This window comes from Kitasatospora sp. NPDC032121 (assembly GCF_055580145.1).
In genome coordinates this window covers 44,031-70,993 of sequence record NZ_JBVILX010000022.1, presented here as the reverse complement: position 1 = coordinate 70,993, position 26,963 = coordinate 44,031, and the positions used below count along the sequence as shown (strand labels likewise).

21 protein-coding genes are annotated in these 26,963 nt (G+C 71.3%); 11 read left to right on the top strand and 10 right to left on the bottom strand.

The genetic code is table 11. The features are described 5' to 3' along the window. Window positions 1-304 precede the first annotated feature (304 nt). The 8 genes from ACZ5OX_RS34475 (at window position 305) to ACZ5OX_RS34440 (ending at window position 17,280) form a co-directional block, all read left to right on the top strand. Window positions 305-727, top strand: a complete 423-nt coding sequence (locus tag ACZ5OX_RS34475; RefSeq protein ID WP_392870477.1) for an XRE family transcriptional regulator — start codon at window positions 305-307, stop codon at window positions 725-727. A gap of 107 nt (window positions 728-834) precedes the next feature. Beyond that, window positions 835-1,353 (top strand): ParH-like protein, encoded by a 519-nt coding sequence (locus ACZ5OX_RS34470; protein ID WP_465635632.1) that lies wholly within the window; start codon window positions 835-837, stop codon window positions 1,351-1,353. Continuing rightward, entirely contained in the window at window positions 1,346-2,524 is a 1,179-nt protein-coding gene (locus tag ACZ5OX_RS34465) for an MAB_1171c family putative transporter (protein ID WP_465635630.1), read from the top strand. Before ACZ5OX_RS34470 ends, ACZ5OX_RS34465 begins: the two co-directional genes overlap by 8 nt. A 282-nt stretch (window positions 2,525-2,806) precedes the next feature. After that, window positions 2,807-7,231, top strand: a complete 4,425-nt coding sequence (locus ACZ5OX_RS34460) for a LamG-like jellyroll fold domain-containing protein (protein WP_465635628.1) — start codon at window positions 2,807-2,809, stop codon at window positions 7,229-7,231. Between the two features lie 88 nt (window positions 7,232-7,319). Further along, entirely contained in the window at window positions 7,320-13,778 is a 6,459-nt protein-coding gene (locus ACZ5OX_RS34455) for an RHS repeat domain-containing protein (RefSeq protein WP_465635626.1), read from the top strand. A 116-nt stretch (window positions 13,779-13,894) separates the two neighbouring features. Next, window positions 13,895-14,419, top strand: coding sequence for a hypothetical protein (locus ACZ5OX_RS34450; protein ID WP_465635624.1), 525 nt, complete (start codon window positions 13,895-13,897; stop codon window positions 14,417-14,419). Window positions 14,420-14,642: 223 nt separating this feature from the next. Continuing rightward, complete coding sequence (locus ACZ5OX_RS34445; RefSeq protein WP_465635622.1) at window positions 14,643-15,023, top strand: nuclear transport factor 2 family protein; 381 nt, start codon at window positions 14,643-14,645, stop codon at window positions 15,021-15,023. A 469-nt stretch (window positions 15,024-15,492) separates the two neighbouring features. After that, complete coding sequence (locus ACZ5OX_RS34440) at window positions 15,493-17,280, top strand: alkyl sulfatase dimerization domain-containing protein (protein ID WP_465635696.1); 1,788 nt, start codon at window positions 15,493-15,495, stop codon at window positions 17,278-17,280. Between the two features lie 85 nt (window positions 17,281-17,365). Here ACZ5OX_RS34440 and ACZ5OX_RS34435 read toward each other — a convergent pair whose 3' ends face one another. Then, on the bottom strand, window positions 17,366-17,503 hold the full coding sequence (locus tag ACZ5OX_RS34435) for a DUF397 domain-containing protein (protein WP_465635620.1): 138 nt from the start codon (window positions 17,501-17,503) through the stop codon (window positions 17,366-17,368). Next, the gene (locus ACZ5OX_RS34430; protein ID WP_465635618.1) at window positions 17,466-18,413 is read right to left on the bottom strand and encodes a helix-turn-helix domain-containing protein; all 948 of its coding nucleotides are present in this window, start codon (window positions 18,411-18,413) and stop codon (window positions 17,466-17,468) included. The genes ACZ5OX_RS34435 and ACZ5OX_RS34430 overlap by 38 nt, the downstream gene beginning before the upstream one ends. A 160-nt stretch (window positions 18,414-18,573) precedes the next feature. Here ACZ5OX_RS34430 and ACZ5OX_RS34425 point away from each other — a divergent pair, with 160 nt between their 5' ends. Genes ACZ5OX_RS34425 through ACZ5OX_RS34415 form a run of 3 tightly spaced genes read left to right on the top strand, consistent with a single transcriptional unit; the run spans window position 18,574 to window position 20,138 of the window. Further along, window positions 18,574-19,008: an ATP-binding protein gene (locus tag ACZ5OX_RS34425; protein WP_465635616.1), complete on the top strand. Its 435-nt coding sequence runs from the start codon at window positions 18,574-18,576 to the stop codon at window positions 19,006-19,008. A 14-nt stretch (window positions 19,009-19,022) separates the two neighbouring features. Continuing rightward, the gene (locus tag ACZ5OX_RS34420; protein ID WP_465635614.1) at window positions 19,023-19,592 is read left to right on the top strand and encodes a hypothetical protein; all 570 of its coding nucleotides are present in this window, start codon (window positions 19,023-19,025) and stop codon (window positions 19,590-19,592) included. Between the two features lie 39 nt (window positions 19,593-19,631). Beyond that, window positions 19,632-20,138 carry a hypothetical protein gene (locus tag ACZ5OX_RS34415; protein WP_465635613.1) on the top strand — a complete coding sequence of 169 codons (507 nt, stop codon included), beginning with the start codon at window positions 19,632-19,634 and terminating at the stop codon, window positions 20,136-20,138. 106 nt (window positions 20,139-20,244) lie between these two features. Here ACZ5OX_RS34415 and ACZ5OX_RS34410 read toward each other — a convergent pair whose 3' ends face one another. From ACZ5OX_RS34410 to ACZ5OX_RS34375, 8 genes are all read right to left on the bottom strand, one after another. After that, window positions 20,245-20,724, bottom strand: coding sequence for a hypothetical protein (locus ACZ5OX_RS34410; protein WP_465635611.1), 480 nt, complete (start codon window positions 20,722-20,724; stop codon window positions 20,245-20,247). Between the two features lie 79 nt (window positions 20,725-20,803). After that, the gene (locus ACZ5OX_RS34405) at window positions 20,804-21,424 is read right to left on the bottom strand and encodes a hypothetical protein (RefSeq protein ID WP_465635609.1); all 621 of its coding nucleotides are present in this window, start codon (window positions 21,422-21,424) and stop codon (window positions 20,804-20,806) included. After that, complete coding sequence (locus ACZ5OX_RS34400) at window positions 21,421-23,193, bottom strand: alpha/beta hydrolase (RefSeq protein WP_465635607.1); 1,773 nt, start codon at window positions 23,191-23,193, stop codon at window positions 21,421-21,423. The genes ACZ5OX_RS34405 and ACZ5OX_RS34400 overlap by 4 nt, the downstream gene beginning before the upstream one ends. Beyond that, the gene (locus tag ACZ5OX_RS34395) at window positions 23,193-23,567 is read right to left on the bottom strand and encodes a type VII secretion target (protein WP_392870403.1); all 375 of its coding nucleotides are present in this window, start codon (window positions 23,565-23,567) and stop codon (window positions 23,193-23,195) included. The genes ACZ5OX_RS34400 and ACZ5OX_RS34395 overlap by 1 nt, the downstream gene beginning before the upstream one ends. 276 nt (window positions 23,568-23,843) lie before the next feature. After that, window positions 23,844-24,131 carry a hypothetical protein gene (locus ACZ5OX_RS34390; protein WP_465635605.1) on the bottom strand — a complete coding sequence of 96 codons (288 nt, stop codon included), beginning with the start codon at window positions 24,129-24,131 and terminating at the stop codon, window positions 23,844-23,846. A gap of 133 nt (window positions 24,132-24,264) precedes the next feature. Further along, a complete protein-coding gene (locus tag ACZ5OX_RS34385; RefSeq protein WP_465635603.1) occupies window positions 24,265-24,963 on the bottom strand; it encodes a hypothetical protein in 699 nt (232 codons plus the stop codon). Next, a complete protein-coding gene (locus tag ACZ5OX_RS34380) occupies window positions 24,960-25,607 on the bottom strand; it encodes a SigE family RNA polymerase sigma factor (RefSeq protein ID WP_465635602.1) in 648 nt (215 codons plus the stop codon). Before ACZ5OX_RS34380 ends, ACZ5OX_RS34385 begins: the two co-directional genes overlap by 4 nt. 127 nt (window positions 25,608-25,734) lie before the next feature. Beyond that, window positions 25,735-26,958: a glycosyltransferase gene (locus tag ACZ5OX_RS34375; protein WP_465635600.1), complete on the bottom strand. Its 1,224-nt coding sequence runs from the start codon at window positions 26,956-26,958 to the stop codon at window positions 25,735-25,737. Window positions 26,959-26,963: the final 5 nt, after the last annotated feature.

Here is a 26,963-nt window from a genome sequence, read left to right as displayed (position 1 = left end):
CAGATCACCTACAACGACCTCTGCGGCGACACCGACCGGAGCTGGTGCGGCACCTGCGGCAGCTTCAGCTACGGCTGCTGCTGACCCGCACGCACCACCCCTCTCACAGGACGTCGGGTCCGGCCCTCCCCCGAGGGCCGGACCCCCGTTCGTTCCCGCGTTCGTTCCGGCGTTCGTTCCCGTGTTCGCGCCGGGGGACCGTTGCCGGGAAGCGGCACCACGCCCGAAGCTACGATGGTTACCCGGCGGCCGGCCCCGTGCCCCAGCGTCGCCGGGACCGGAAGTGGCGGCGCAGGAGGCGGAGATGGCGGAAGCCGGGGCGAGCACGCTCGCCGAGAAGATCGAGACGTTGTTCCGCACGGTCCGGCGCCCCAACCGGGAGCAGTACAGCAACGAGGACGTGGCGCGCGCCTGTCGCGAGGCCACCGGCGAGACCTTCTCGGCCACCTACCTGTGGCAGCTGCGCACCGGCAAGCGCGACAATCCGACCAAGCGTCACCTGGAGGCGCTGGCGGCGTTCTTCCACGTCTCACCGGCCTACTTCTTCGACGACCGCCCCGAGGAGATCGTCGCCGAACTCGCCCTGCTGGAGGCGCTGCGGGACGCCGGTGTCCGGAACATGGCGCTGCGGGCGGTGGAACTCTCACCCGAAGCTCTGGACACGGTCTCCGATGTGATCGAGACTATCGCTCGCCGGGAGGCTGCCAGGGGCAAGCCCTCCCAGTGAGCACGACGTGGTGCCGCCGAGGAGGCACCCCGCGACGGTCGACCGGCCACGTCGACCCCGGCGGATAGGCGAGGCGCGCATTGCGGTGGATCCGACGGCACGGCGGAATGATGCGGCGCTGCCGCGCGATCAGCGAGTCGCTCGACCTCCCCGACCCGTTCGACGCCGCCGAGCTCGTCGCCCGCCTCGCCCGCGACCGCGGCCGCCCGATCGACCTGATCGCCGTCCCCGCGAAGCCCGGTGCGCCCTGCGGACTGCTGGTGACGACCGGTCAGGCCGACTACATCGTGTACGCCGAGGACACCAGCGAGGTGCACCGCCAGCACATCCTGGTGCACGAGTACGCCCACCTGCTGCTGGGCCACGCCGACAGCCCCTCGCCCGACCCCGGGCTCACCCGCGGTCTGCTGCCGCACCTCTCCCCGACGATGATCGGGAAGGTCCTGGGGCGCACCGTCTACCTCGAACCCCAGGAACAGGAGGCGGAGTTGCTCGCCTCGCTGATCCTCAAACGGGCCCTGCTGCCCGGCGGCCGTCCGTCCGGCGCCCAGTCCCGCGACGCCGAGTGGGCGCACCGGCTCTTCCCCCTGCTGGGCACCCGCCGCCCGCCGGGCCCCCATGACTGACCCCGTCCTCGCCGGCGCCGCTGTGCTGCTGCTCGGCCTGAGCACGTACCGCTTCTTCGCGGGCGGGCGTCGCGGCCGCACACCGGCCCTGCGCCACACCTGCTGCTTCGCCTGGTGCTTCGGCGCCTTCCTGGCACTGATGGCCGGTCAGACCAGGGCGGACATCGACCACGGAAGCGGCCTGGCGGGCCTGTCCGGCATGTTCACCGACCACCTCAAGATGGGCTCCGCCGGGTTCCTCGCGCTGACCGCCGTCTCGCTGCGCCGTCCCGTGGACGACGCCCGGGCGCCGCGCCTGCGCCTGCGCCAGGCCGGCACCGCCCTCGCGGTCCTCTCGGCGACCGCCCTGTTCCTGCTCGCCGGGATCCGCGAGGACGGCGGCCAGATGGTGGCCACCGGCGCGTTCGGCCCGGTGGCGCTGGCCGGCTACGACCTGGTCATCACCGGCTACGTGACCTGCTGCCTCGTCACCCTGGCACGCCAGACGCTGTACTGGACCCGCCAGGCCGACACCACGGCCCTGCGCACGGCCCTCGGCCTGATCACCCTCACCGCCGCCGTCGGCCTGCTCTGGGCGGTGTGGGGGTTCGACGACGTCCTCGGCGCCCTGCGCTCGGGCCGCCAGCTGACCACCGAGGACCCGGTCTCGCTGGTGCTCGGGCGGCTGTGCGCGGTCCTGCTGCTGGCCGGTGCCACCACCCTGCTGTGGGCGCGCGCCGGCCGCGCCGCCCGGCGCTGGCGGGCCGCGTACCGCAGCTACCGGTCACTCGGGCCGCTGTGGCGGGCGCTGCACGCGGCGTTCCCGCAGATCGCACTCAGCTCCGGACGGATGCCGCCGGCCGACGCCGAACTCGCGCTCTACCGCCGGGTCATCGAGATCAGGGACGGGCTGCTGATCCTGCGCCGCTACCGCACGGCGGAGCCGCCGGCGGGGGCGGGCGGCGCGCCCCGCGGCACCGATGCCGCGGCGCGGGCCGAGGCCACCAGGATCGCGGACGCGCTGGTCCGCGCCCGGGTGCGGGATCCCGACGACAGCGCTCCCACCGCCGCCCCGCCGGCGGCCGAGCCCCACCTGCCGCACGTCGGCGGCATGGAGGCGGAGACCCGCTGGCTCGGCCAGATCGCCCAGGCCCTCCGGACCCTGCCGCCCCGGGCCGCCGGGCCCCGCTGAACCTCGCGCGGCGCCCGAACACCCCTCATGACCAGCATGGTTACTGTTCGCTACCGCCTCTCGATCCGGAATCTGACTCTCCGGCCTCTTTCCCGGATGTGAGTTGCGCCACAATGAGCCAGGCAGTTTATCCGTTTTTGGCTGAGCTGCTCCCCGTCTGACGGTGCATCGGCGAGTGTGCGGATCCTCACGGCTTTCTCATGAACCTTTGACAGTCGTTTAAGCGTCCATGAAGATCCGCTCAAACTTCGCCCACACACCGGAAGTCGGAGCTTACGCACAGTGAGAACAGCAGCAAGACGGTCGGGCGGCCTGCTCACCGCGGCACTCGCCGCGGTCGCGCTGGCCGCGACGGCGGTGGCCCCGGCCGCCGCCGCAGTCCCCGGCGGAACACCGCCGCCCGGCGTGACGGACGCCCAGGACAGCGCGGAGAGCCTGGCCGTCAAGGAAGCCGCCCGCACCGGCAAGCCGGTCGAGGTGCTCGCCAAGCGCGGCGAGTCCAGCGACACCGTCGCCCAGCCCGACGGCAAGCTGAAGACCACCACCTACGTCCAGCCCAAGCGGGTGCGCAAGAACGGCACCTGGGTGGACCTCGACCCGACGCTGCAGACGCTGCCCGACGGCGCCGTCGCCCCCAAGGGCTCCACCGCGGACCTGCGGTTCTCCGGCGGCGGCAGCGAGCCGCTGGTCCGGATGGCGCGGGCCGGCAAGGAGCTGAAGCTCAGCTGGCCGAAGCCGCTGCCCAAGCCGAAGGTCGCCGGCACGACCGCCGAGTACACCTCGATCCTGCCGGACGTGGACCTTCGGCTGACCGCCACCAAGACCGGGTTCACCCAGGTCATCGTGGTGCGCACGCCCGAGGCCGCGAAGAACCCCGAGCTGGACCAGCTTCGACTCGGCCTGCACGGCGACGGCCTGACCGTCAGCCAGGAGGCCGACGGCACGCTCAAGGCGAAGGACCCGTCCGGCGGCGGCACCGTCTTCGAGGCGCCCGTCCCGGTCATGTGGGACTCCACCAAGCCGGCCACCCCGGCCACGGCCCCCGCGGCCCCCGCAGCCCCCGCAGCCCCCGCGGCCGCCGCCCCCAAGGCGCTCAAGGCCGCCCCGCAGCAGGCCCCGCAGGCCGAGGCCCCGGCCGCCGCCCCCGCCCCGGCCCAGGCCGCCCCCGCCGCCGGTCAGCCCGATCCCGCCGCGTACGGCGAGGGCGACCTGCCCGGCGAGGGCGCCAAGATGACCCGCCTCAAGGTCGACCTGCCCAAGGACGGCCTGCTGCTCACGCCCGACCAGGCCATGCTGGACGCCCCGGACACGGTCTACCCGGTGATGATCGACCCGGCGTGGAACACCCCGCACGCCGGCGACTGGGCGGGCGTCTCGCGCACCTACCCGAACCAGGCGTACTGGCACTTCACGTACAACAGCACCTACGTCCACGACTGGGGCGTCGGCTACTGCGGCGACACCTCGCGGTGCGCGCCGACCGACGTGAAGCGGGCGTTCTTCCAGGTGCCCAACCCGTTCGCCGGCAAGCAGATCCTCAGCGCCACCTTCGGCACCTACGAGAGCTGGTCGTACTCCTGCGACGCCCGGCCCGTCGAGCTGTGGAACACCGGCTACATCTCCCCCGGCCTGAACTGGAACAGCCAGAACGCCTCCGGGTTCTGGGGCCGCTACCTGCAGACCATCAACACCGCCAAGGGCTGGAGCGGAAGCTGCCCCGGCGGCTGGCTGGAGTACGGCGCGGACGGCGCGGTGCGCAACCTCGTCCAGGACGCCGCCAACTGGGGCTGGCCGACCATCACCTTCGGTCTGAAGGCCCAGAACGAGGGCGACACCCTCGCCTGGAAGCGCTTCACCGACGACGCCTACCTGTCGGTGTACTACAACCTGCGGCCCAACCAGATCCCGATGTCCGACATGACGATGTCGCCGGGCTCGGTCTGCCAGTACCCGGGCATCAAGATCAACAAGATGCCGCAGGTCACCACCCGGGCCACCGACCCGGACGGCGAGGCCATCGGCGTGCAGTTCGCGGTCGGCTGGGACGACGGCACCGGCCTGCGCCGCCGCTGGTGGTCCACCGGCTCGGAGGACGCCGCGCCGGGAGGGGACACCTTCAAGGCCTCCGGCTCGATCTTCTCCTGGCCGCTGCCGACCAACCTTCCGCAGAACCTCCAGCTCGACTGGGAGGCCCGCGCCTGGGACGGCGCGCAGTGGGGGCCGTGGTCCTCCGACGGTGACCCGACCGGCTGCTACTTCATCGTCGACACCTCCGCCCCGGACGGCCCGGCGATCACCTCCAACGCCTACCCGGGCTCCAAGGACGCCACCGCGGCGCTCCCGTGGACCGACGGCGTCGGCCGCACCGGCCAGTTCACCCTGAAGTCCGCCGCCACCGACGTGGTCAAGTACCAGTGGGGCCTCGACACCTCGCCGTCCGCGGCGAACGAGGTGGCCACGAGCGGCGGCGCCGGGCAGACGATCCGCGTCCAGCCGCAGACCGCCGGCGTCCACTTCGTCTCCGCCCGGGCCGTCGACGGCGCGGGCAACGCCTCGCAGCCCGAGACGTACTACTTCAACGTCCTCGCCGGGCAGCCGCAGCGCGCCGGCTGGTCGATGGACGACAACCCCGGCGGCACCGCCGTCACCGGCACCGGCGGCGGCTTCGACACCGCCCTCGGCTCCGGCGCCACCCCGGGGGCACCCGGCCACCTCAACGAGGGCCTCTCCCTGGACGGCACCTCCAACGCCTACGCCGAGTCCTCCTCCGCCGTCCTGGACACCTCTCGCAGCTTCACCGTCTCCTCCTGGGTCAAGTTCAACGGCGGCGACTACAACCGCGCGGCGGTCAGCCAGAGCGGCCCGGACTACTACGCCTTCCAGCTCGGCATCGAGAACGTCGGCGGCGTCTCCAAGTGGGGCTTCAAGGTCCAGACCGCGGCCGGCAACCAGGACGCGACCACGATCGGCGTGCAGTCCGCCGACCCGGCGACGACCGGCGCGTGGACCCACCTGACCGGCGTCTGGAACGCCGACGCGAAGACCATCCAGCTGTACGTCAACGGCACCCTCGCCAAGTCGGCCGTCGTGGGCACGGTCTGGGACGGGCACGGCCCGCTGGAGATCGGCCGCAACCGCTGGAAGGGCCAGTGGGTGGGCAACTGGCCCGGCTCGATCGACGAGATCCGGGTCTGGGACCGCTCCCTGAGCACGACCGAGGTCGCCGACGTGGCCGCGGACAAGCAGCTCGCCACCGGCCGCCCGGCCAAGGCGGTCTGGCACCTGGACGGCAGTGACGCCAAGCCGGCCGGCACCGCCGAGACCGACAACCTCACCGCCTACAACGGCGTCGCGCTCGGCCGGCCCGGCATCGCCGACAAGGCGATCCACCTGGACGGCGTGGACGACTACCTGCGCGGCACCCGCCCGCAGGTCGACGGCAGCCGGGACTTCTCGGTCTCCGCCTGGGTGAAGCTGCCGGCCCCCGCCGCCAACGACACCACCGCGAAGATCGCCGTCACCCAGATCGGCCAGCACAACAGCGAGTTCTCGCTGTACTACTCCACCTACTGGAAGCGCTGGGCCTTCGGCCGCTACAAGGAGGACACCTCCGCCGACACCCTGGTCCGCACCTGGCAGCCCGACTGCACCCCGGGCACCCAGATCAACGGCGCGCCCTGCTTCGCCGGCACCACCGGCGAGTGGACCCACCTGCTGGGCGTCTCCGACACCGCCGCCAAGAAGCTGCGCTTCTACATCAACGGCTTCCTCGTCGGCGAGTCGGACTACACCCAGAACGCGCCGTGGGCCAACCCCGGCCCGCTGCAGCTCGGTGCCGTCAACCGCGAGGGCGTCAACGGCGAGTTCTTCGGCGGCGACATCGACGACGTGCGGGTCTACGACCGCGTCGTCACCGGCCCGGAGGCCGGCGCCATGGTGCAGCAGCGCCCGCAGCTGGCCGGCCGCTGGAAGCTCTCCTCGGCCACCGGCACCCCGGCCGTCACCCCCGACGAGGGCCCGGCCAAGGCCGGCGCCCAGCTCGGCGGCGGTGCCTCGATCAAGGCCGGCGGCGGCGTGCTGCCCGTCCCCGGCACCCTGCTGCTGGACGGCACCACCGGCTACGCGGCGACCGCCTCGACCCCGCTGCACACCGGCCAGAGCTTCACCCTGGCCGGCTGGGCGAACACCGCGGGCGTCCCGGCCCGGAAGATGACCGCCCTGTCGGTCGCCGGCGCCAACAACAGCGCCGTCGCCGTGCGCTGGGTCCCGCTGGGCAACGACTCCACCGGCCAGCCGTACGGCCAGTGGCAGGCCGAGGTCCGCGACTCCGACGCCACCGGCGCGACGCGCACCCTGACCGCGCACAGCTCCGCCGTCTCCGTCATGGAGAACTGGACGCACCTGGCGGTCAGCTACGACGCCTTCACGGACCGGCTGGTCCTGTACGTCAACGGCCAGGTGGAGAACCAGGGTTGCCCGGACGGCTCGACCGGCTGCACCCCGCACATCTCGTGGACCACCGCCCCGCAGCCCTTCGAGGCGGGCGGCGGCCTCCAGTTCGGCCGGAGCAAGGACTCCGGCGCCTGGGGCGAGTACTTCTCCGGTGAGCTGGACGACGTCTGGCTGTACCAGGGCGTGCTGAGCCCCGCGCAGATCACCAAGCTCGCCGACTACAACGTCGAGCTCGGCACCTCCACCGGGGTCTGATCCCCCCTCTCTCTGCGGGCCGGGCGGCTTCCTGCCGCCCGGCCCGTGGTCCGTCACACCCCTTTCCCTTTCGAGGAGTTGTTTCCCCATGAGCAGGAAGAGGTCGGTGCCCCGGCCGACCCGCTCCAGAGTGTCCGCGGTCATCGCGGGCACGCTGGTCGGGTCGCTGCTGCCGGCACTGCCACTGGCCGCCGTCGCGGCGGCCGCGGAACCGTACACCAAGCCCTCGGCGGTCTCCCCGGAGAAGCCGGTCAAGGGCTCGGACGCCAAGACCAAGGACCGCAAGGCCGACACCACCGTCAGCAGGACCGACGGCAAGCACGGCGCCCTGCCCGCCGCGGGCAGCGCCACCGTCGACGTCCCCGGCGAGAAGGGCAAGGCGGTCAAGGCCGGCAAGCTGCCGGTCGCCGTCTCCTCCTCCGGCGCGGCCGGCAAGGCGAAGGTCGAACTGCTCGGCCAGGACGCCGCCACCAAGGCCGGCATCAACGGGGTGCTGCTGACCGTCTCCGGCGCGGACGAGAACAGCGGCCTGGCCGTCGACTACTCGTCCTTCGCCCAGGCGGCGGGCTCCGGCTTCGGCTCCCGGCTGAAGCTGGTCCGCCTGCCCGAGTGCGCGCTGACCACCCCCGACCTGCCCGAGTGCCGGGTGCAGACCCCGCTGCCGGGCGGCAACGACGTGGCGAAGCAGACCGTCGCCGCCGACGCGCTGACGGCGGCCCCGGCCGGGTCGATGCGGCTGGCGTCCGCGCCGGGCGCCATGGTCGTGGCGGCCACGGCCGGAACGGCCGGGCCGAGCGGCGACTACAAGGCGACGCCGCTGTCCAGTGCTTCGTCCTGGTCGACGGCGCTGAACAGCGGGTCGTTCACCTGGTCGTACGACATGCCGCTGACGGCGATGCCCGGCAGCCTGACCCCGAAGATCGGCCTGTCCTACAACTCCGGTGCGATCGACGGGCGGACGGCCAACAGCAACAACCAGGCCTCCTGGGCCGGTGACGGCTTCGACCTGTCGCCCGGCTTCGTGGAGCGCAGCTACAAGGCCTGCGCCGACGACGGCGCGCCGAAGACCGGAAAGTCCAGCCCCGGTGACCAGTGCTGGGGCACGGACAACGCCACCATCAGCTTCGCCGGGCACGCGGGTGAGCTGATCCCGGTCTCCGGCGACGAGTGGCGGATCAAGAACGACGACGCCACCAAGGTCGTGCGTGTCCGCGACACCGGCCGGGGCAACGGCGACAACGACGGCGAGTACTTCCGCGCCACCACCAGCGACGGCACCACCTACTACTTCGGCTACAACCGCCTGCCCAACTGGAGCGCCGGCAAGCCGGAGACCAAGTCCGTCTACACCGTGCCGGTCTACGGCAACAACGCGGGCGAGCCGTGCAACGGCGCCGACTTCGCGTCCTCGTGGTGCCAGCAGGGCTGGCGGTGGAACCTGGACCTGGTGGTCGACGCCCACGGCAACGACGTCACCTACTGGTACACCCCCGAGACCAACAACTACGGCCGCAACCTCAAGGCCACCGACCGCACTTCCTACATACGCGGCGGACGCCTGGACCACATCGACTACGGCCAGCAGCAGGGCGACATCTACTCGGCCGGCGTCAAGCCGATGGGCCGGGTCGAGTTCGGCACCGCCGAACGCTGCCTGGAGACCACGGCCGGCCTCTGCGACCCGGTGAAGATCGACACCAACCGGCAGTACTGGTACGACACCCCGTGGGACCAGAACTGCAAGGACGGCACCGACTGCACCGGCCAGTTCGCGCCGACCTTCTTCACCCGGACCCGCCTCACCCAGGTCGTCGCCAAGACCCTTCAGGCCGACGGCAGCTACGCCGCCGTCGACACCTGGGACCTGACCCACAAGTGGGGCACCGCCGACTTCGACTACCAGCTCCTGCTGGACTCGATCAAGCACACCGGCTCCTCCGCCACCCCCTCCGTCACGCTGCCGAAGACCACCTTCGCCTACAAGCAGCTGGCCAACCGGCTCGACAAGGTCGGCGACGGCCGCATGCCGTTCATCAAGCAGCGGCTCGGCACCATCACCGACGAGCTCGGCGGCCAGATCGACGTCAACTACTCGGCGGCGGCCTGTGACTGGAACGCCCTGCCGACCCCGCAGTCCAACACCACCCGCTGCTTCCCGCAGATGTACCAGCCCTCCGAGGAGAGCCCGGTCACCACGGAGTGGTTCAACAAGTACGTCGTCGACTCGGTCATCGCCACCGACCGCACCGGCGGCGCCCCCGACATGGTCACCCGGTACACCTACCTCGGCGACGCCGCCTGGCACTTCGACGACGAGGACGGCCTGACCAAGGACAAGCTCAAGACCTGGTCCCAGTGGCGCGGCTACGCCCATGCCCGGATCGAGACCGGTGGCGTCACCGGCATGTCCACCCAGGCCGACCACTACTTCCTGCGCGGCATGGACCAGGACCGCAACAACCCCGCCGACAAGAACGGCAAGCGCAGCGTCACCGTCGACGACGGCCAGGGCGCCGTCCTGACCGATGACGACGCCTGGGCGGGCTACGAGTACCGCACCGAGCAGTACGACAAGCCCGGCGGCGTGATCCTCGTCAAGACCGTCAGCACCCCCTGGAAGAAGGAGACCGCCAAGCGCGTCCGCGACTGGGGCACCACCACCGCGAACATCGGCGGCATCAGCGGCACCCGCACCTTCACGTCCCTCGACAAGGGCGCGGGCAACGCCTGGCGCGAGACCCGCACCGGCACCACGTTCGACGACTACGGTCGCATCACGCAGTCCGAGGATCTCGGCGACGTGGCGAACGCCGCTGACGACAAGTGCACCCGCACCACCTACGCCGACAACGTGGGTGCGTGGATCCTCAACGGCGCGATCCGGACCGAGACGGTCGCCGCGAACTGCTCCGCCACCGTGGACCGGCAGACCCGGGCGGACGGCACGTCAGTCGTCCTGTCCGACACCCGGAGCCAGTACGACGGACAGGCCTACGGCGCCGCACCCACCAAGGGCGACGTCACCCTGGCCCACACCCTCAAGTCGCAGACCGGGAACAGCGCCACCTACCTGGACACCACGGCGTCGTTCGACGTCTACGGGCGCGCGCTGACCTCCACCACGCTGGCCTCGAGCACCGTGTTCGACACCACCGGCGCCACCGGCCCGGTCACCACCGCGTCCCCGAACGCCCGGACGACCACCACCGCCTTCACCCCGGCCACCGGCCGCCCCACCAGGTCCGTGGCGACCACCCCGCCCGCCAAGGCCGGGGACGCCACCACCACCCAGACCACCACCACCGACTACGACCTGCTGCGCGGACTGACCACCGACACGGTCGACGCCAACAACCGCCGCACCGACCTCCAGTACGACGCGCTCGGCCGCACCCTGAAGGTCTGGCTGCCCGATCGCTCCAAGGCGACCGGGCAGACGCCGAACCAGGAGTACGCCTACACCGTCGACGAGGGCCGGATCGCCGCCGTCGCCAGCCGTTCGCTCAACGACGACGGCTCCCAGCAGACCGCCTACACCCTGTTCGACGGCCTCGGGCGGCTCAGGCAGTCGCAGTCCCCCGGTGAGAAGGGCGGCCGCGTACTGACCGACACCTTCTACGACGACCGCGGCCAAGCGGCCCTCGGCTACTCGCCCTACTACTCCACCGGCGCGCCCTCCACCACCCTGTTCAAGCTCGACGACACCGTCGGGGTGGAATCGCAGACCAAGCAGGAGTTCGACGGTCTCGGCCGGATCGTCAAGTCCACGCTGCTCGCGGGCAACGGCGTCGGCACCCCCGTCTCCACCACGCTCACCGAGTACGGCGGCGACCGGGTCACTGTCACTCCGCCCGCCGGCGGCACCCCGACGACCGCCATCAGCGACGTCGCCGGCCGCACCACCGAGCTGCGGCAGTACAACGCCGCCACTCCGACCGGTCCGTACGAAGCCACCACTTACGGCTTCGACCCGGCCGGCCACCTCACCAAGCTGACCAACCCGGCCGGCACGGTGTGGAGCTGGACCTACGACCAGCTCGGTCGGCAGACCAAGGCCGTCGACCCGGACAGCGGCACCTCCGTGAAGACGTACAACGACCGCGGTGAAGTGACCGCCGCCACCGACGGGCGCGGCCGGACCATCGCCAGCGTCTACGACAACCTCGGACGCCTGACCGAGACCCACGAGGACTCGGCGACCGGCCCGCTGCTGACCTCCCAGGCCTGGGACCCGGCCGGCAACAAGGGCCTGCAGTCCTCCAGTTCCCGGTTCAGCACCATCGGTGGCCGGACCTACGAGTACAAGACGACGTACTCGCTGTTCGACGCCCGGTCCCGGCCGACCCGCACCACCTTCACCGTCCCGTCCGTCCCCGGGCAGGAGGCGCTGGCGGGCACCTACGTCACCGGCACCATCTACCGCCTCGACGGGCAGGCCAAGAGCACCGCGTACCCGGCGGCCGGGAACCTGCCGGCCGAGTCCGTGGCGTTCACCTACGACGCCCTGAACCGGCTGACCGCTTCCGAGGGCCTGACGAAGTACCAGACCGGGCAGACCTTCAGCCTCACCGGCAAGCCGCTGCAGACCACCCTCGGCAACGGCACCGTCGGCAAGGACGTCTACGTCACCAACGCCTACGAGTGGGGCACCCAGCGCCTCGCTTCCACCCGCACCGACCAGTACGGCGTCACCGGTGCCACCCGCGCCGCCGCCTACACCTACGACCAGGCCGGCAACATCACGTCGGTCACCGACACCTCGCGCTCCGGCACCGACCGGCAGTGCTTCACCTACGACCACCTGGCCCGCCTCACCGACGCCTACACGCCCAGCACCGGCAGTTGCTCGGAGCCCAGCGGCACCCAGCTCGGCGGCCCGGCCCCGTACTGGACCAGCTGGACCTACAACGCCAGTGGCACCCGGGCCACCGAGACCCGGCACGACACCACCGGCAACACCGCCCAGGACGCCATCACCGCCTACACCTACCCCGCCGCCACCGCGGCCAAGCCCCACTCCCTCACCGGCACCAGCACCGTCGTCGGCGCCAACGGCGCTCCCGTCCAGGAGGGCTACGCCTACGACGCCTCGGGCAACACCGCCGAGCGGCACCTCAAGCCGGGCGGCGGCCGGACCAGTGACCAGGCGCTGACCTGGAACTCGGAGAACCGGCTCGCCAAGGTCACCGACACCGTCACGACCTCGGGCGCCTCCACCACGACCGTCACCTCCGACTACCTCTACGACGCCGGCGGCAACCGCCTGCTCGGCCACTCCCTCGACACCGCCGACCCCGGCGCCGAGAGCTGGACGCTCTACCTCGGCAGCACCGAGCTCAAGCTGGTCAAGGGCGCCGCCAAGGCCACCGCGACCCGCCACTACCCGCTCGGCTCGGCCACCGCCGTCCGCACCGACGACAACAAGCTGACCTTCCAGATCAACGACCACCACGGCACCGCCGAGGTCGGCATCGACGCCACCACCGGCGCCGTCACCCAGCGCCGCAGCACGCCCTTCGGCGGCAGCCGCGGCACCGCCCCCACCACCTGGGCCGACAACCGGGGCTTCCTCGGCGGTGTCCGGGAGGCCACCGGGCTCGTCCACATCGGCGCCCGTGAGTACGACCCCGCCACCGGACGGTTCATCTCGGTGGACCCGCTCCTGGAGGCGGACAAGCCCCAGACCACGAACGGCTACGCCTACTCGGCCAACAACCCCGTGACGTACTCCGACCCCAGCGGCATGGCCCTGGAGGAGTGCGTGAACGGGATGTACGTCTGCACCAACATGGGCACCAAGCCCATCGAGCAGGGGAAGCGCTACAACGAGATCGTCGCGGAGAACCACCGCGCCGAGGAGGTCCAGCGACAGAACATCAAGAAGGCGGCGCGCAGCGAGGAGCTGGGCCGTCGTGCATCCGCGGCCTACACCTCCGGCGGGAACTTCGACGCCAAGGCCGTCCTGGACCCCGACGCGCCCCAGATCGCCGCGTTCTTCTTCATGGGGATCGCCCCCAGTGAGTACCACTTCGACGAGAACGACAGGTTCACCGCCCAGGTGCGCCAGCACATGTGGCTGGACGTGGTCCGCAAGTACCTCGAGCAGCGTCCGGGCACCAAGCTCGGCGAGACCATCGAGGGCCTCGACTACAAGACGACCTACGGTGCCAGCCTCAACGACATTCCGCTGAAGCTGATGATGGCCGCCGAGCTCTCCGACTTCGGGTCGTACCTGGCCGGGAACCGGGATCCGGAGTCGGTCGAGGGTTCGGCCCGTGCCATCCTCGGCTCCTTCAACCTGAAGGCGACCGTCACCGACTACGGCAGCCTCAACCACACCGCCAAGGTCCAGTTCGAGCTCACCCAGAGCATGACCAAGGAATCGCTCACCCGAGGAGTCTCCCCGGAGGGCTACTCCTCGGGCGCGAAGGAGGGCGGCGCCGAGAAGCTGTCGGGCGCCATGTCGACGGTGTTCCCCGCAGGCCAGCGCGCCGTCGGCTTCACCGTCACCTGGACCGAATCCATCCGGATGTCGGTCGACCAGTAACCTCGTGACTCGACGGGCGGGTCGGTACTCCGTACCCGACCCGCCCGTCGTGCTCCTAGGCAGAGAAAGGCAAGTCCGTGCTCCTCCCCGCACGATCCAGGTTCACGGCGCTCCCGGTGGTCGCAGCGCTCGCCCTCCTGACGTCGTCCTGCGTCGACAGCCGGAACGCCCCCGCACCTCCCGTCGTCCAGGTCACGGCAGCGGACCTCGAAGGGACCTGGACGGGCTGGGGCGGCAGCAGCGTCACACTCGGTCCGGCCGGGGCGGCGCGGGCCGCACGGCTCGACGGCCAGGAGTTCCGGTTCGACGACAACTGGCGGATGACCGGCTCGGGGAGCTGGGAGCTCTACGAACCCGGGCGCTACAAAGGTGGGAACACCGTGGGCCGCGGCTTCGTCGTCCACCTCGCCGTCACCTCCGAACCCGACCAGGCCACACCGGACGGGGCCACGCCGACCGTACCCGCCGCACCGGCGTCCACCGGCGTCGACGAGCGGGAAGCAGCCCGCCGGACCGCGCCCGCGCCGGCCCTGGGCACCTGGGACATGGGAGTCACCCGGGACCGCGAAGGCCGGACCATCCTGTACTTCCTCACGTCCGACCCCGACAACCGGGACACCTACTCCCTGTCGAGGAAGTAGCCGCCGAACCTCTGAGCCGCACGCCCCACTTGTCGGGCCGGGCCCCGACCGCTGCCTGCGGTCGGGGCCCTGCGCGCATTCGCCGGCGGCGGTCACCGCGAAGTCGAACGCACCGTAGACCAGCCGGAACTCGGCTGGGGCTGTAACCGGGAAGGTTCACCGTGATCGGAACGCAGTCCGTGGGTGGGTCGAGCGCACGCGAAACGGCTGGTATTACTGGGGTATGCAGGAAGAGACCGCACGCTCCGCGATCGACACGTTCATCTCCGCGTTCAATGCCTCGGACGACAGCTATGTGACCGCCCTGCTCTCCCAGGCCCTGACCTCAGACGTGGTCTTCTGGGGGCCGCTGGGTCGCACCGAAGGGATCGGGGCGGTCGAGCGGTTCGTGCTGGACATCCGACGCCACCCGGCCGGGACCGGCACGATGGTGCGCTGCTCAGGGGTGGACATGCCTGACGAATGGGCCCGGTACCAGTGGGTCTTCACCACGCCTGACGGAGGCCCCCGCCTGGCGGGAACGGATGTCGTCCACCTGCGACGGAGCCTCATCGACCAGATCATCGTCTTCGCGGGGGAGATCGAGCCGTTCGCCGCCTCCTGAGCCACCGAGTTGGCGCTGCCCCGGCGCACGGAGTGGGATTCTCTCGCCGCTGCCGGCCGACGTCGCCTTGACCGTGTTGGACGAGTACGTCGCCAACCGGCCGGGCGGGCCGACCATCACCGAGGCACGACGCGCGGGGCGCCGCCGCCGTGGCGAGCCCAACCTCCAGGATCCGGCCTGTCGGCGGACGGGGTGGGACAGATCGGGCATGTCGGCGGGGTTCACCTGCGGCTGCCGGCGGGGCGGACCGGCCTGACGTCACGCCAGTCGACCATTACTCAAACACGGCCGCTGACCGGCCCGAACAGCAAACCGCTGCTGGCGTATCAGGCGTCGCGGTCCTGGCTCATCTTCTGCGGGGCGCCTGCTGTCGTCAGGCTGGGAACAGCCGGGATTAACTGAATTGCGTTCGGATCCGTGAAACCCGCGGCGAGGGCGTGATCTGAATTCTTGATTATCGGCAGTGGAGATGCGGATAGGGGTGGTCGGAGTTATCCTGAAGCCATCCCGCAGCGATCCGCAAAAACGCAATATCCATGGAATTCCGGTCGCGGTCCCTTGCGAGATTCGCATGGCGAAGGAGAGTGGGATGGCAAATCCATACGATGTCGAACGCTCCTGGCCGGACTATTTCCTGGAGCATCGTCGACTGACCGTCGAACAGCGGGGCACCTATCAGTGTGGTGACCTGCCCGTGTGGTCGGTGTACTGCCCGGGGGGCAGCATCGGAGACAGCATTATCATCGAAGCGCCAGACGGTCTCATCGTCTACGACACCGGCATGAACCGCGAATCGGGCGAGCTCATCGCAGCAGAGATCAAGAAGATCTCGGACAAGCCGATCAAGGCGGTCTTCTACTCCCATCACCACACCGACCATTACAACGGAGCGGCTGCGATCGTGGATCCGGCCGCTGTGGCCGCAGGCGAGGTGGACATCTACGCCTGGTCGAACTTCATCGGGGAGATGGCCAACGAGTTCGGCGAGCTGGTGCAGCGCCAAGCGATGGGTGCCGCGTACTTCGGCGGCGCGTTCCTGGGCCCGGAGGAACTGCATCACCACGGCATCGGGCTTGTCCCTCGCGGTGGCACCCCCGCGTACATTCCGCCGACGAAGTTCCTCTCGGAGGACACCACGCTGACCATCGCGGGCCTCGAGCTGACCGCGTTCTACACCGGCGGGGAGGCGATCAGCGAGTTCGGCCTGCACATCCCGGAGTTCGACATGATCGTGATCGCCGACGAGTTCTTCACCGGCATCCCGAACATGCACAGCATCCGCGGTTCCAAGCCGCGCATTCCGGACAACTACATCTCCGCCCTGAACAAGGTCATCGAGCTGGAACCGGAGTGGCTCGTCGGCTCTCACCTCCGACCCATTCAGGGCAAGGATGTGATCGCGAACCACGTGAAGAACTACGTCGACGCGACGAAGTACCTCTGGGATCAATCGGTGCGGCTGATCAACAAGGGCTATACGCCGGTCGAGCTGCAGTACGCGTTGAAGGATTTCCCGGAGGAGTTGTGGGACCCGCCGTACACGGTGCCGTTGTACGGGGCAGCGTTGACCGCCGTCCCGGAGTTCTTCACCGGGTGGGTGAGCTGGTTCAGCGGTGACTCGACCGACTTGTTCCCGTCCCCGCCCGCGCAGAAGGCCGCGCGCCTCACCGAGCTGATGGGCGGCGTCGACCGGGTCCTGGATGCGGCGAAAGCCGACCACGCAGCGGGCGACCACCAGCTCGCGGCCGAGCTCGCCCAGATCGCTCTGCGCGCCGACCCGGACAACGAGGATGCGCGCCTCGTGAAAGCCGCGGCGCTTCGAGCGCGGGGCTACCAGGAGCTCAACCCGATCGCACGATCCTGGTATCTCACGGGCGCGCTCGAACTCGAAGGTGCTGTGGATCCCGCGCAGGCCCTCGCCGCATTCGGCCGGCTGTTCTCGGTGAACCTGTCAGTCGCCGACACGGTCCGCCGCTGGCGGTACCAGCTCGACGCAGAGAAGGCGAAGGGAGTCAACCTGGCCGTCGGAATCCGTGCCGCCGACAGCGGCGAGGAGCTCACCGTTCGCATCCGCAATCGCGTCCTGCACATCGAGGACGGGCTGGCGTCCGACTCAGCCGTCATCGTCGCGGTCACGCCCGCACAGGTCACCGGAAAGGAAGACCCCACGGTGGTTTCAGGCGACGCGGCGGCGTGGGCTAAGCTCCAGGACCTTCTGGACACCGAATGGACACCATTCCACATGCACATGCGGTGAATCCGCCGGGAAGCCGCCCCTGTGGGTTCTGATCGAACCGGATCAGAACCCAGGTGAACCTTCCCGGTCAGAGCACCAGCGGGCGTCAGTTCCCGATCGGGAACTCGCCCGCCTGGATCGCGGCGATGAAGGAGCCCCAGGAGGCGGCCGGGAAGACGAGCGCCGGGCCGTGGGGGTCCTTGGAGTCACGCACCGGGACGAGGCCGGGGAATCCGGGGGCCACCTCGATGCAGTCGCCGCCGTTGCCGCCGCTGTGGCTGCTCTTGCGCCAGACGGTCGCGTTGAGCTCGATCCTCGTCATCCATGAACCCCTTCAGCGCATCGGCGATTAGCGCCAGCGAGTCGGCGACTGGCAGTGCCGCCCCGTGGGCCAGATCATAGCTGCGGCGATGCGCCGCCACGATCGCCGGATCATCGCTGGCATGCCCGCGATCCAGACTCTCGGAGTACACGCAGTTCCGGCCGTCAGGCATCTCCAGCATCACCATGGACTTGTCGATGATGGCCTGTCGGGAGCCGAATGGCGCGACCTGGATGATCACGTTCGGGAGTTCCGCAACAGTCAGCAGGTGTTCCATCTGGCGTCGCATGACACCGGGACCGCCGAAGACGGTTCGAATGGCGCTCTCGTCCAGAATCACCAGCAGCAGCGGGCCCTCCGGATCGAGGAAGCGCGTCTGCCTCGCCAGTCGAGCCGCCGTCCGCTCCTCGATCACTTCTGGCTTTCCGGCCGCATCGCTGATGCCGAAGACGGCCTCCGCGTACTCCCGGCACTGCAGCAGTCCGTGAATGACGGCCAGTTGGAAGATCCGTGCGGCTACCGCCTCGGCTTCCATGTCGACGTGGGTCTGGAACCAGTTCGGGTGTTCAACCTCGGCATTCCAGTCGACCCGATCCCAGAGCCGCTTCAGCGACCCTCCCGTGTCGAGCAGCACGTCGGCCCGCTCGACCATCTCCGGCGGCATGCGCCTCTGGCCGGACTCATACCTTGTGATGTTCGGTCGAGTGCAGTGCAGGAGCCTCGCCAGCTGCTCCTGCGTGTAGCCGGCCACCTCCCGGTAGAACCGCAGCTCTTCGCCGAAGATCCGTGCCGAACTGGCCGTCACTTCGCTCTTCAGCCGCCGGTGTGCCATGCCCGACCCCTTACGTACCGCATGTGTCTGGTACCTGATTTCGGCCATCACCGTACCTCTGCACCCCGGACACTTGAGACCGGAACGCAGTCATCTGCCTGCACAGCGTGATTGCGCGCTCCTGTCGCACGCCCCCTCCGCCCCCTTGAGGTACTCCCCCATGCTCAAAGCCCACCAGCCCCGCGCGTTCGTCGCCCACCTCGACTCGCGGACCGAATCCACGCCCCTGGCCCGCTACATGCTCCGGGCCTACCTCTCCGGGCTGCCCTCGGGCGAACGCTACAGCGACACGGCCGAGTTGATCCTCGGAGAGCTGTTCGCCAACGCCGTGCAGCACTCGGACGCGCCCGACGACCGCCACATCGAAGTCCGCTTCTCGTTCGTCAGCTCCCGCCTGCGGATCGAGGTCCACGACGCCGGCTCCGGTTGCCCCGCCCTCCACGTGCCGACCTTGGACGACGAGCACGGCCGCGGGCTCTTCCTCGTCAACAGGCTCGCCGAACGCTGGGGCAGCGCCACCCGCCCGGACGGGATCGGCAAGTTCGTCTGGGCCCACATCGCCCCCGTCCCCGCCCCCGCCCTCGTCACCGCCTGAAAGCCCGAACCCCCATGAACCTCTCAACCCTCGCCCGCCACACCCTCTCCCGCGGCGCCACCCCCGCCGCCACCTACGCCCTCCTCGCCCGCCTGGGCCACCGGCCCCTGCCCGTCGCCCGTGCCGTCTGCCTCGCCCTCGACATCCCCCACGCCGAAACCACCCGCCGCCTCGCCGACTGCCACGACGCCCTCCTCACCGACCCCCGCCCCAACTCCGAAGCCGACACCGGCGAAGTCCTCGAAGCCCTCGGCGTCTTCGACATCCCCAAACCCCTCACCCCCACCGAGCTCGCCGTCGTCGACCTCTTCCTGGTCGCCATCGACGCCCTGGGCGGCATCCGGCCCGGCCACCAGCACGGCCTCCAGCGCTGGTTCACCACCGGCAACCTCACCGCCGCCTACCTCTCCCTCACCGCCACCCACCCCCTCCCCCGCACCGGCGACCCGGCCCAGTACTGGACCACCCTCACCACCGCCGGCGAACTCCTCACCACCACCCCCAACCCCGACCCCCGCATCCGCTACGCCCTCACCCACTGCCGCACCCAAACCACCACGCGGCGGTCACGCCAGGCAGGATGACCGAGGTGGCACACGCCACCACGGCATCAGGAGACCCACATGGCCACGCACTACCCGTACCGCATCGTCACCAGGCGCGGCGATCTGACGCTGATCTGGCGGCCCGGAGAGGGCGACGCCCCCGACGAGTTCGTCGTCGACGAACTCGGCAGTCTCCTCGCCTTCCCCGAGCTCGGGCCGCTGCAGGAATGCTGTGACCGCAACGGCTGGGAGCTCGTCCCGGAGGGCGAGGGCACGCTCGATCTGGCCGCCGTACGGCGGTGGGTCCAGCACCCCGGCCGCCCCGGCCCGGTCGCGGCGGTCGAGTTGCTGGACGCGTGGAACTTCTTCGAGGACCTCTCCCACACGCTGAAGGCCGGCCCGCCCCTTCCCACTCAGGGACCGGTTCACGACAGTGCCTACGAGAAGCTCTTCGGCGGCGAAGCCCTCGACCCGTCCGCCGGCGAGGAGGCCTGGACGGACGAGGAGACCTCGGCCGTACGCGAACTCCTCCGCACGGGACTGGACCTCTGGGAACAGGCCGTGCACGGGTCCGCTGCCGGCTGATCGCCCAACTACAGCCGCTACGGCCAGATGACGACGCCGTCCCGCACGATCAGTGGCGTTCATATGATGCGCTGCCGCCACGACCACGGCTACACGGGACGCCCCGTCAGCACGACCAGAACGGGTCGTCGTACCGGGGGAACACGTCGAGCCGGCCGTCCGGCAGGGTCGGCTCGGGCTCGTAGGTGCCGAAGGGGTCGCGGTCGCGGATGACCGGGATGGGGCCGACGGTGGCCTGGACGGTGATGTTGCCGGCGGCTCCGAAGAGCATGCACACGCCGTACCCGTCCGGTGTGGCGGCGAACATGGCGGGCTGGCGGGGGTTGACGGCGGTCATCCGGTACCCCCGGGCCTTCCAGCCGCGTTCGGTGATCCCCAGCAGCGCGCCGTACCGGGAAGGGGCGACCTTCGTCATCACATGGCGGTCCCGGGTGGCGGTGGCGTAGCCCAGGGACCGGTCCTCCGGGCCGGCCGTCTGCTCGGTGGAGCGGGGCCAGCCGTCCCAGTACCGCAGCGGGGGGCGGATGGCGGACATCGCCTCGTCGAGGAGCGCGTCGAGGGCCTGGACGGCCTGTTCGGGGGTCATGCGGAGACTTTCGGAGCGAGCGGGGAAGCGGGACGGTGGCCCCGGGACGGCGGCCCCGGGACGGCCAAGGACCCGGCGATCAGACGGACCAGTACGGGTCGTCGTACGTCGGCATGACGTCGGGGGCCCCGCCGGCCGTGGTCGGCTCGGGCGTGGGGGTGCCGAACGGGTCCTGGCCCTCCGGCACCGGGATCGGGCTGACGGTCGCCCCGATGTCGATGTTCCCGGCGGGGTGGATGGTGATGCTCACGCCGTGGCCCTCGGCGGTGGTGGCGAACAGGGCCTGGAGGTTGGCGGGCCCGGCTTCGATCCGGTAGCCCTTGGCCTGCCAGGTGTTGCGCACCGCGTCCAGCAGGGCGCCGTACTTGGCGGGGGCGACCTTGGTCATGACGTGGCGCTGGCGGGAGGCCTTGGCGTAGCCGAGGGAGTGCTCGTCCAGGCCCTTGGAGTACTGCACGGTGGCCTCCGGCCAGGCGTCCCGGTAGCGCAGCGCCGGCTGCACGCCCGAGGTCACCTCGTCGAGCAGGGAGTCGACCTTCTGCAGGGCCTGCGCGGGCGCCATGAGCGGCCCGGGGGTCCCGCCGCCGCTCCGGCCGCCGCCCGTACCGCCCCCGCCCCCGCTGGCGCAGGCGGTGACGCCGAACGCGAGGACGGCACAGGCGACCGCCAGGACGAGGGCGGGGCGGGGGGAACGGTTCATCGGTGGTCCTGCCTCGTGACGTGGTCGTACTGTCCGGCCACGATCTGGCCGATGTTGTTGACGGATTCCAGGGTCTTCGACTGGGCGTCGTTGGGGTCGGTCATGTAGTCGGAGTGGGAGTCGAAGGAGAGCGACGGCCCGTCGGCGACCGCGAAGCGGTTGGCGCCGAACTGCTTGCTGGCCGGGTCCTGGCCGAACCAGAGCTCGTTCTCGGGGCCGAACCAGTCGTACAGCTTGTCACCGACGAAGCCGCCGAGCAGGGAACCGCCGCCGGGGCCGAGGAGTCCGGTGCCGATCTCGACGCCCGCGGCGTCGTTGGCGACCCGGTCCTTGCTCGGCAGGTGGCTGACCGGGTCGTTCTCCGCGTCGCCGACCCACACGTGCTCGGGGGCGATGTGCAGCTGCGAGGCCTTCTGCGCGCCCGTGCCGGGAGAGCCGACGAGGATGATGTCGTCGGCGCCGTTGCCGCCGGGCATCTGCGCGCCCAGGCCCACCGTGGTGGAGCCGTAGCTGTGGGCGAGGGCGACCAGGTGCGCGGGCGGCCCGTCGTGGGTGGCGCGCAGGCCGGCCATGAACCGGTCGTAGGAGGCCCCGCCCTTGGACGCGCGGTCGGTCCCCATCACCTCCAGCGGGCGCAGGTCGCCGTCGGCGAGCTTCTCCAGGCCCGGCGGCGGGTCGTAGCCGAGCCAGACCATCGACGCGACCTCGGCGTTGGGGTCGGCGTTGTGCGCGGCGTTCCACACGTTCAGGGCGCGGTCGCCGTCCTTGCCGCCGACGGCGGCGAGCGTGGTGCCCAGCCCCGGCACGTACGCGCTGACGTTCTTCGCGGTGTCCGGGTTGCCGTAGCAGAGGATGCCGCGGCCCTGGCCCTCCTCGCTGACGCCGAGCAGGAACATGGGGGGCTGCTTGTCCTTGCCGGACTCCAGCCGCGCCCTGATCGCGCGGAAGCCCTCGAGCTTCTGCTTCTCGCCGTCCGTCAGCCCGGACTTGTGCTCGTACTCGGTGATGAGGTGGGCGAGGTTGAGCCGGTTGGCCTGGTTCCGGGCCTCCGCCGGGATGCCGTCGCGCATGCCCAGCAGGTCCGGATGGGACTCGATGAGCCGCTGCTGCTCGTCGGGTGCCAGCCCCTTCCACCAGGAGTTGACCTCGGTGGGCTGGGCGCCGGCGGGCGGGAACCCGGCGGCCATCAGGTCGATGCCCTGCTGGGTGACGGCCTTCAGATCGGCGGCGGCCTTGTCGGCGTCGAGCCCCGTGCCGTTGCGGGCCCGCGCGGTCAGGTCGTCGAGCAGTTTGGCGACCTTCTGGTCGGCGTTGTCGGCGATGCCGACGGCGTGGGATATCCGGTTCGCGACTGCCTTCGCCCGTTCGGGGACGTTGTACCCCGGGTCGTTCCGCTCGGCCTGGGACGGCGGGGGCCAGGACACGGCGCCGTCGTCGGCGACGGTCAGCCCCAGGTTCTGCGCCTCCTGCAGCGCGACCTTCAGCTCGGACTGGGCCAGCAGGAAGTTCTCCGAGGCCTCGCGCAGCAGCCCGGAGACCGCCGACATCTCGGTGTGCGCCGCGTCCAGACGGGTGCTGGTGCGTTGCAGGGAGGCGTTGGCGGCACCGGCGGCGTTGCCGACCCAGTTCGCGTTGAGGATGTGCTTGGTGACCTCGTGCTGCATCGTCTGGACGTGCTTGCCGAAGTTGCCGGCGAGGGTGTCGTACGCGGTGGCGGCCGGCTGGAGGCCGGACAGGTCGGCGTCGCGCAGCTGGGCGAGGGTGACCATCAGCCACCCGCCTGCGGCTTGAGGGAGGCGGCGCTGTTCTTGTCCGCGTTGCGGTAGCCGGCGGCGGTCTGGCCCAGCTTCAGACTGACCTGGTCGACCTCGGTGGCGAGGTTCTTCAGGCACTCCTCCCACGCGGTCGCGCAGTTCTTCAGCGAGGCGCCGACGCGCCAGCCGGACAGGGCGGCGGCGGCCTTGTCCGAGGGGTCGTGAATGGTCTTGAGCTCGTTCGGCATCGCCTCGGCGGTCTCCTTGGCCGCCTTGGCCGCCGCGTCCAGGTCCGCGGGGTTGACGCCGAAGGTCGGCGCGATCGGCGCCCCGGCCGGCGGGAGCCCGTAGAGCCCGACCGGTCCGCCCGGGTCCGCGTAGGCGTTCATGGTTGTCCGTCCCCCTGCTCGTCGACCTGTGGTGCGCGGACGAACCAGCCCTGGGGCGGCAACGCGATCGAACAGTTATGCGCCCGAACTGGTTCATTCGTGCAGGTGAACGTAGCAGACCCGGCCCATCCCCTGGCGCCCGGCCGGCGCAGCGCCGTGGCGGCCCGATCAGGGCGCGACCGAACTGCTCGGCAGCTCGGGCGCGTTGGCGGCGCGGACCGACCTCTGGAGTCCCGCCGCGCGGCGAGGCACCGCGCGGCGGGACGACGCTCCGGCCTACCGCGCGGCGAGGCGGCGGCCGAGGTCCTCCAGATAAGGGGCGCCGTAGGCGTCCGTGAGGTCGTCGAGGTCGATCATCGGCGGGATGTCGATGACGGGCTGACGCTCGACGAGGAAGGCCACCGTCTCGTGGACGATCCTGGTCTCGTCCACGCCGGTGACCTGCGGCAGGTCGAGGACGCCGTCGGTGACCCGGATCCGGGTCTCGGCCTCGACGCCGCCCTCACGGACCCGAACCAGGTGCTCGTGGTCGCCCAGGGGCTCGACCTGGATCTCAACTCCCATGGCAGTCTCCGCCTTTCAGTTCCGCTCGGTTCCGCGTGGCCCGGGCCGCGAGGCCGTGAAGCCGTGGGGTCGCGGCTACGTGGATGCTAACCCCCGGTCGGCACGGCGCTGGTGCGGGCTGCCCGTGCCGGGTTCAGGGCGAGACCGTCTTGCTCGCCAGCACCCTCCCCTGGGCGTCGTACGCGGCGATCCTGATGCCCTGGAGCGGGCCCGCCTCCCGAACATGGGCAGTCGCGTCGCCGGGCCCCCAGAGGTAGCCGGTGGCGTAGCCCGGGTCGCCGGGGAGCGAGGCGACGGTGGCCCAGTACGACCGGCCGCCCACCTCGACGGCCATCCGGGCCACCTGTCCGGGCCCGTGGTAGACGAGGTTGTACAGGGCCTCCTGGTACTGCGGAGGGTTCCCGTAGTACTGCATGGCGATCTCGGTCGCGCCCCCCGCCCAGGAGTAGCCGCCGCACCCGGGACGGCTTCCGTACGCGGGGGCGTCGTGGATGCAGACCTCCTGGTCCTTCAGCTGCATCCACCAGTCCTGGCGGCCCAACGGCAGCTGTTGGCCGGGCTCCACCACCACGGCCTCGGGAGCCGGCCCCTCCGGCAGCCGGGGAGCCTGCGAGGCCGGACCGACGGCCGTGCCCCCGTACTGAGCGGACAGCACCGTGGCCGTGCCGGCCACCACCGCGAGCGCGGCCACCACCGCCGACGCACCCATCGCCAGCCGGCGCCGCTGGCGGCGCACGTGGACCCGCACGGGCCCGGCGGACCAGTCCGCCACCGCGACCCGGGCCGCCTCCTCCCGCAGGGCGCCGCGCACCATGTCCTCGGTGTCCATCACCTGTTGCCTCCGTTCGTGCCGTCGGTCGTCGAGTCGGTGTCCGCCGCGCGCCGTGCGTGCAGGGCCTGCGGGGCGTGCAGGGCCAGCGCCGGGTGGGCGCGCAGTTTCGCCAGGCCCCGGCTGGCCTGGCTCTTCACGTTGCCCTGCGAGCAGCCGAGCACGTCGGCGACCTGGCGCTCGCTCATGTCCTCCCAGTAGCGCAGGACGACCACGGCCCGCTGGCGCTGCGGCAGTTCGGCCAGCGCCTGGAGCAGCACCGAGCGCTCCTCGACCTCGCGGTGGCCGCCGCCCGCGGTGGACGCCCGGTCGGGCAGGACGGGCACGAGCAGTTGCCTGACCCGGCGCCGCCGGTGACGGCTCAGGTTGTTGTTCACCAGGGCCCGGTGGACGTAGGCGTCCGGCTCGTCCAGGCGGCTGATCCGGGACCAGTTCCTGAAGACCTTCGCGAACGTCGCCTGCACCACGTCCTCGGCCTCGTGGTGGTCGCCGGTGAGCAGGTAGGCGGTGCGCACCAGTCGCCGCCAGCGCGTGGCGGCGAACGCCTCGAAGTCGGGCTCCCGCGGGCCGGGGCCGTCGGCGGACACCGTTGCCGTGACGGGCCGGGGCCGGTCCTCCGGTGGGACGTGCAATGTGCTCGCGGTCATCCGATTCCTCTTCGCGTCCACGCGACGGCCCGACCGGACCGCCGCTCTGCCCTACTCACCCCCGCGCCGCGGAAGGGGTTGCACGGCTCGGTCGGCAAGAGCGGCCGGCGAGAACGGGCGGCGAGGCTCAGCGGCCGGGGCCGTCGGCGATCCGGGCGACGTGGGACAGGACGGCCCCGGCGCCGTCCTCAGCCGCCATGAGCCCGGCGACGGCGGCCGCGCGGCGGCGGACCGGTTCGGCCAGGGCCGCCGTGATCGCGGCGGCGAGGCGTTCCGCGGTGAGCTCCGCGAACGGCACGGGCTCCGGGGCGACCCCCAGCCGGTGCAGCCGCGCCGCCCAGAACGGCTGGTCGGCCATGACGGGCACCGGTACGGCGGGCACTCCGGCGCGCAGCGCCGCGCCGGTGGTGCCCGCTCCGGCGTGGTGGACGACGGCGGCCGTGCGGGGGAACAGCCAGTCATGGGGCACGTCGCCGACGGACAGGACGCCGTCGCCCGCCGCCTCCAGCCCGGCCCAGCCCGCCTGGACCACCGCGCGCACACCCGCCCGCCGCACCGCCGCCGTCACCAGCTCACCGAGCCGCGCGCCCTCCCCCGGCGCCATGCTGCCGAACCCGATGAACACCGGCGCCGGACCGGCCCTGAGGAAGTCCACCAGTTCGGCCGGGGGCTGCCAGCCCTGTGGCCGGGCGGGCCACCAGAAGCCCGCCACCTCGACCGGGGCCGGCCAGTCCGCCGGGCGCGGCAGCAGCACGGGGCTGTAGCCGTGGACGACCGGACGGGTGTGCCCGAGCGGTTCCGGCGAGGTCGTACCGGGAAGGCCGAGGCGCTCGCGCAGCCGGGCCACGGCCCCCGAGAACAGCCGCTCCGCGCTCCGCAGCCGCTCCTGCCCGGCGGCGAGGTTGCCCTCCGGTCCCAGGTCCCCGCCGCCGCCGGGGCCGGGCAGTGGGAACTCCCCGGTGGCGAAGGCGGGCGTGAGGTACGTGCCGAGGACGGGCACGCCGTGGGCCTCCCCGGCCGTCAGACTGAACGGCGACGGGGCGAAGGCCGTGAGCAGCAGGTCGGCCCCGCCGGCCACGGCGTCCGCCACGCCGTCGGCGAGCCCGTCCACGAACGCGGCCGTCACCGCGCGGGTCTCCGCCGGGGTCGTCGCGCGGGCCCTGTCACGGATGAACGCCTCCGGGTCCCCCGGCACCGGCCGGTGTTCCAGGCCGCAGGACTCCACCAGCGTCGCGAAGGTCGGATGGGCGGCCACGGAGACCCGGTGCCCGGCGTCCACCAGGCGTCGGCCCAGGCCGGTGAACGGGGCGACGTCTCCGCGGGAGCCGGTCGTGACGATCAGAATGCGCATGACGT

Excerpts from the sequence above, each read along its gene's own strand:
- ACZ5OX_RS34395 (WP_392870403.1), bottom strand. The coding sequence starts at position 23,567 with ATGAACGCCTACGCGGACCCGGGCGGACCGGTCGGGCTCTACGGGCTC.
- ACZ5OX_RS34465 (WP_465635630.1), top strand. The coding sequence starts at position 1,346 with ATGACTGACCCCGTCCTCGCCGGCGCCGCTGTGCTGCTGCTCGGCCTG.
- ACZ5OX_RS34390 (WP_465635605.1), bottom strand. The coding sequence starts at position 24,131 with ATGGGAGTTGAGATCCAGGTCGAGCCCCTGGGCGACCACGAGCACCTG.
- ACZ5OX_RS34420 (WP_465635614.1), top strand. The coding sequence starts at position 19,023 with ATGAACCTCTCAACCCTCGCCCGCCACACCCTCTCCCGCGGCGCCACC.
- ACZ5OX_RS34375 (WP_465635600.1), bottom strand. The coding sequence starts at position 26,958 with ATGCGCATTCTGATCGTCACGACCGGCTCCCGCGGAGACGTCGCCCCG.
- ACZ5OX_RS34405 (WP_465635609.1), bottom strand. The coding sequence starts at position 21,424 with ATGAACCGTTCCCCCCGCCCCGCCCTCGTCCTGGCGGTCGCCTGTGCC.
- ACZ5OX_RS34470 (WP_465635632.1), top strand. The coding sequence starts at position 835 with ATGATGCGGCGCTGCCGCGCGATCAGCGAGTCGCTCGACCTCCCCGAC.
- ACZ5OX_RS34445 (WP_465635622.1), top strand. The coding sequence starts at position 14,643 with ATGCAGGAAGAGACCGCACGCTCCGCGATCGACACGTTCATCTCCGCG.
- ACZ5OX_RS34440 (WP_465635696.1), top strand. The coding sequence starts at position 15,493 with ATGCGGATAGGGGTGGTCGGAGTTATCCTGAAGCCATCCCGCAGCGAT.
- ACZ5OX_RS34425 (WP_465635616.1), top strand. The coding sequence starts at position 18,574 with ATGCTCAAAGCCCACCAGCCCCGCGCGTTCGTCGCCCACCTCGACTCG.
- ACZ5OX_RS34400 (WP_465635607.1), bottom strand. The coding sequence starts at position 23,193 with ATGGTCACCCTCGCCCAGCTGCGCGACGCCGACCTGTCCGGCCTCCAG.
- ACZ5OX_RS34415 (WP_465635613.1), top strand. The coding sequence starts at position 19,632 with ATGGCCACGCACTACCCGTACCGCATCGTCACCAGGCGCGGCGATCTG.
- ACZ5OX_RS34410 (WP_465635611.1), bottom strand. The coding sequence starts at position 20,724 with ATGACCCCCGAACAGGCCGTCCAGGCCCTCGACGCGCTCCTCGACGAG.
- ACZ5OX_RS34430 (WP_465635618.1), bottom strand. The coding sequence starts at position 18,413 with ATGGCACACCGGCGGCTGAAGAGCGAAGTGACGGCCAGTTCGGCACGG.
- ACZ5OX_RS34380 (WP_465635602.1), bottom strand. The coding sequence starts at position 25,607 with ATGACCGCGAGCACATTGCACGTCCCACCGGAGGACCGGCCCCGGCCC.
- ACZ5OX_RS34455 (WP_465635626.1), top strand. The coding sequence starts at position 7,320 with ATGAGCAGGAAGAGGTCGGTGCCCCGGCCGACCCGCTCCAGAGTGTCC.
- ACZ5OX_RS34475 (WP_392870477.1), top strand. The coding sequence starts at position 305 with ATGGCGGAAGCCGGGGCGAGCACGCTCGCCGAGAAGATCGAGACGTTG.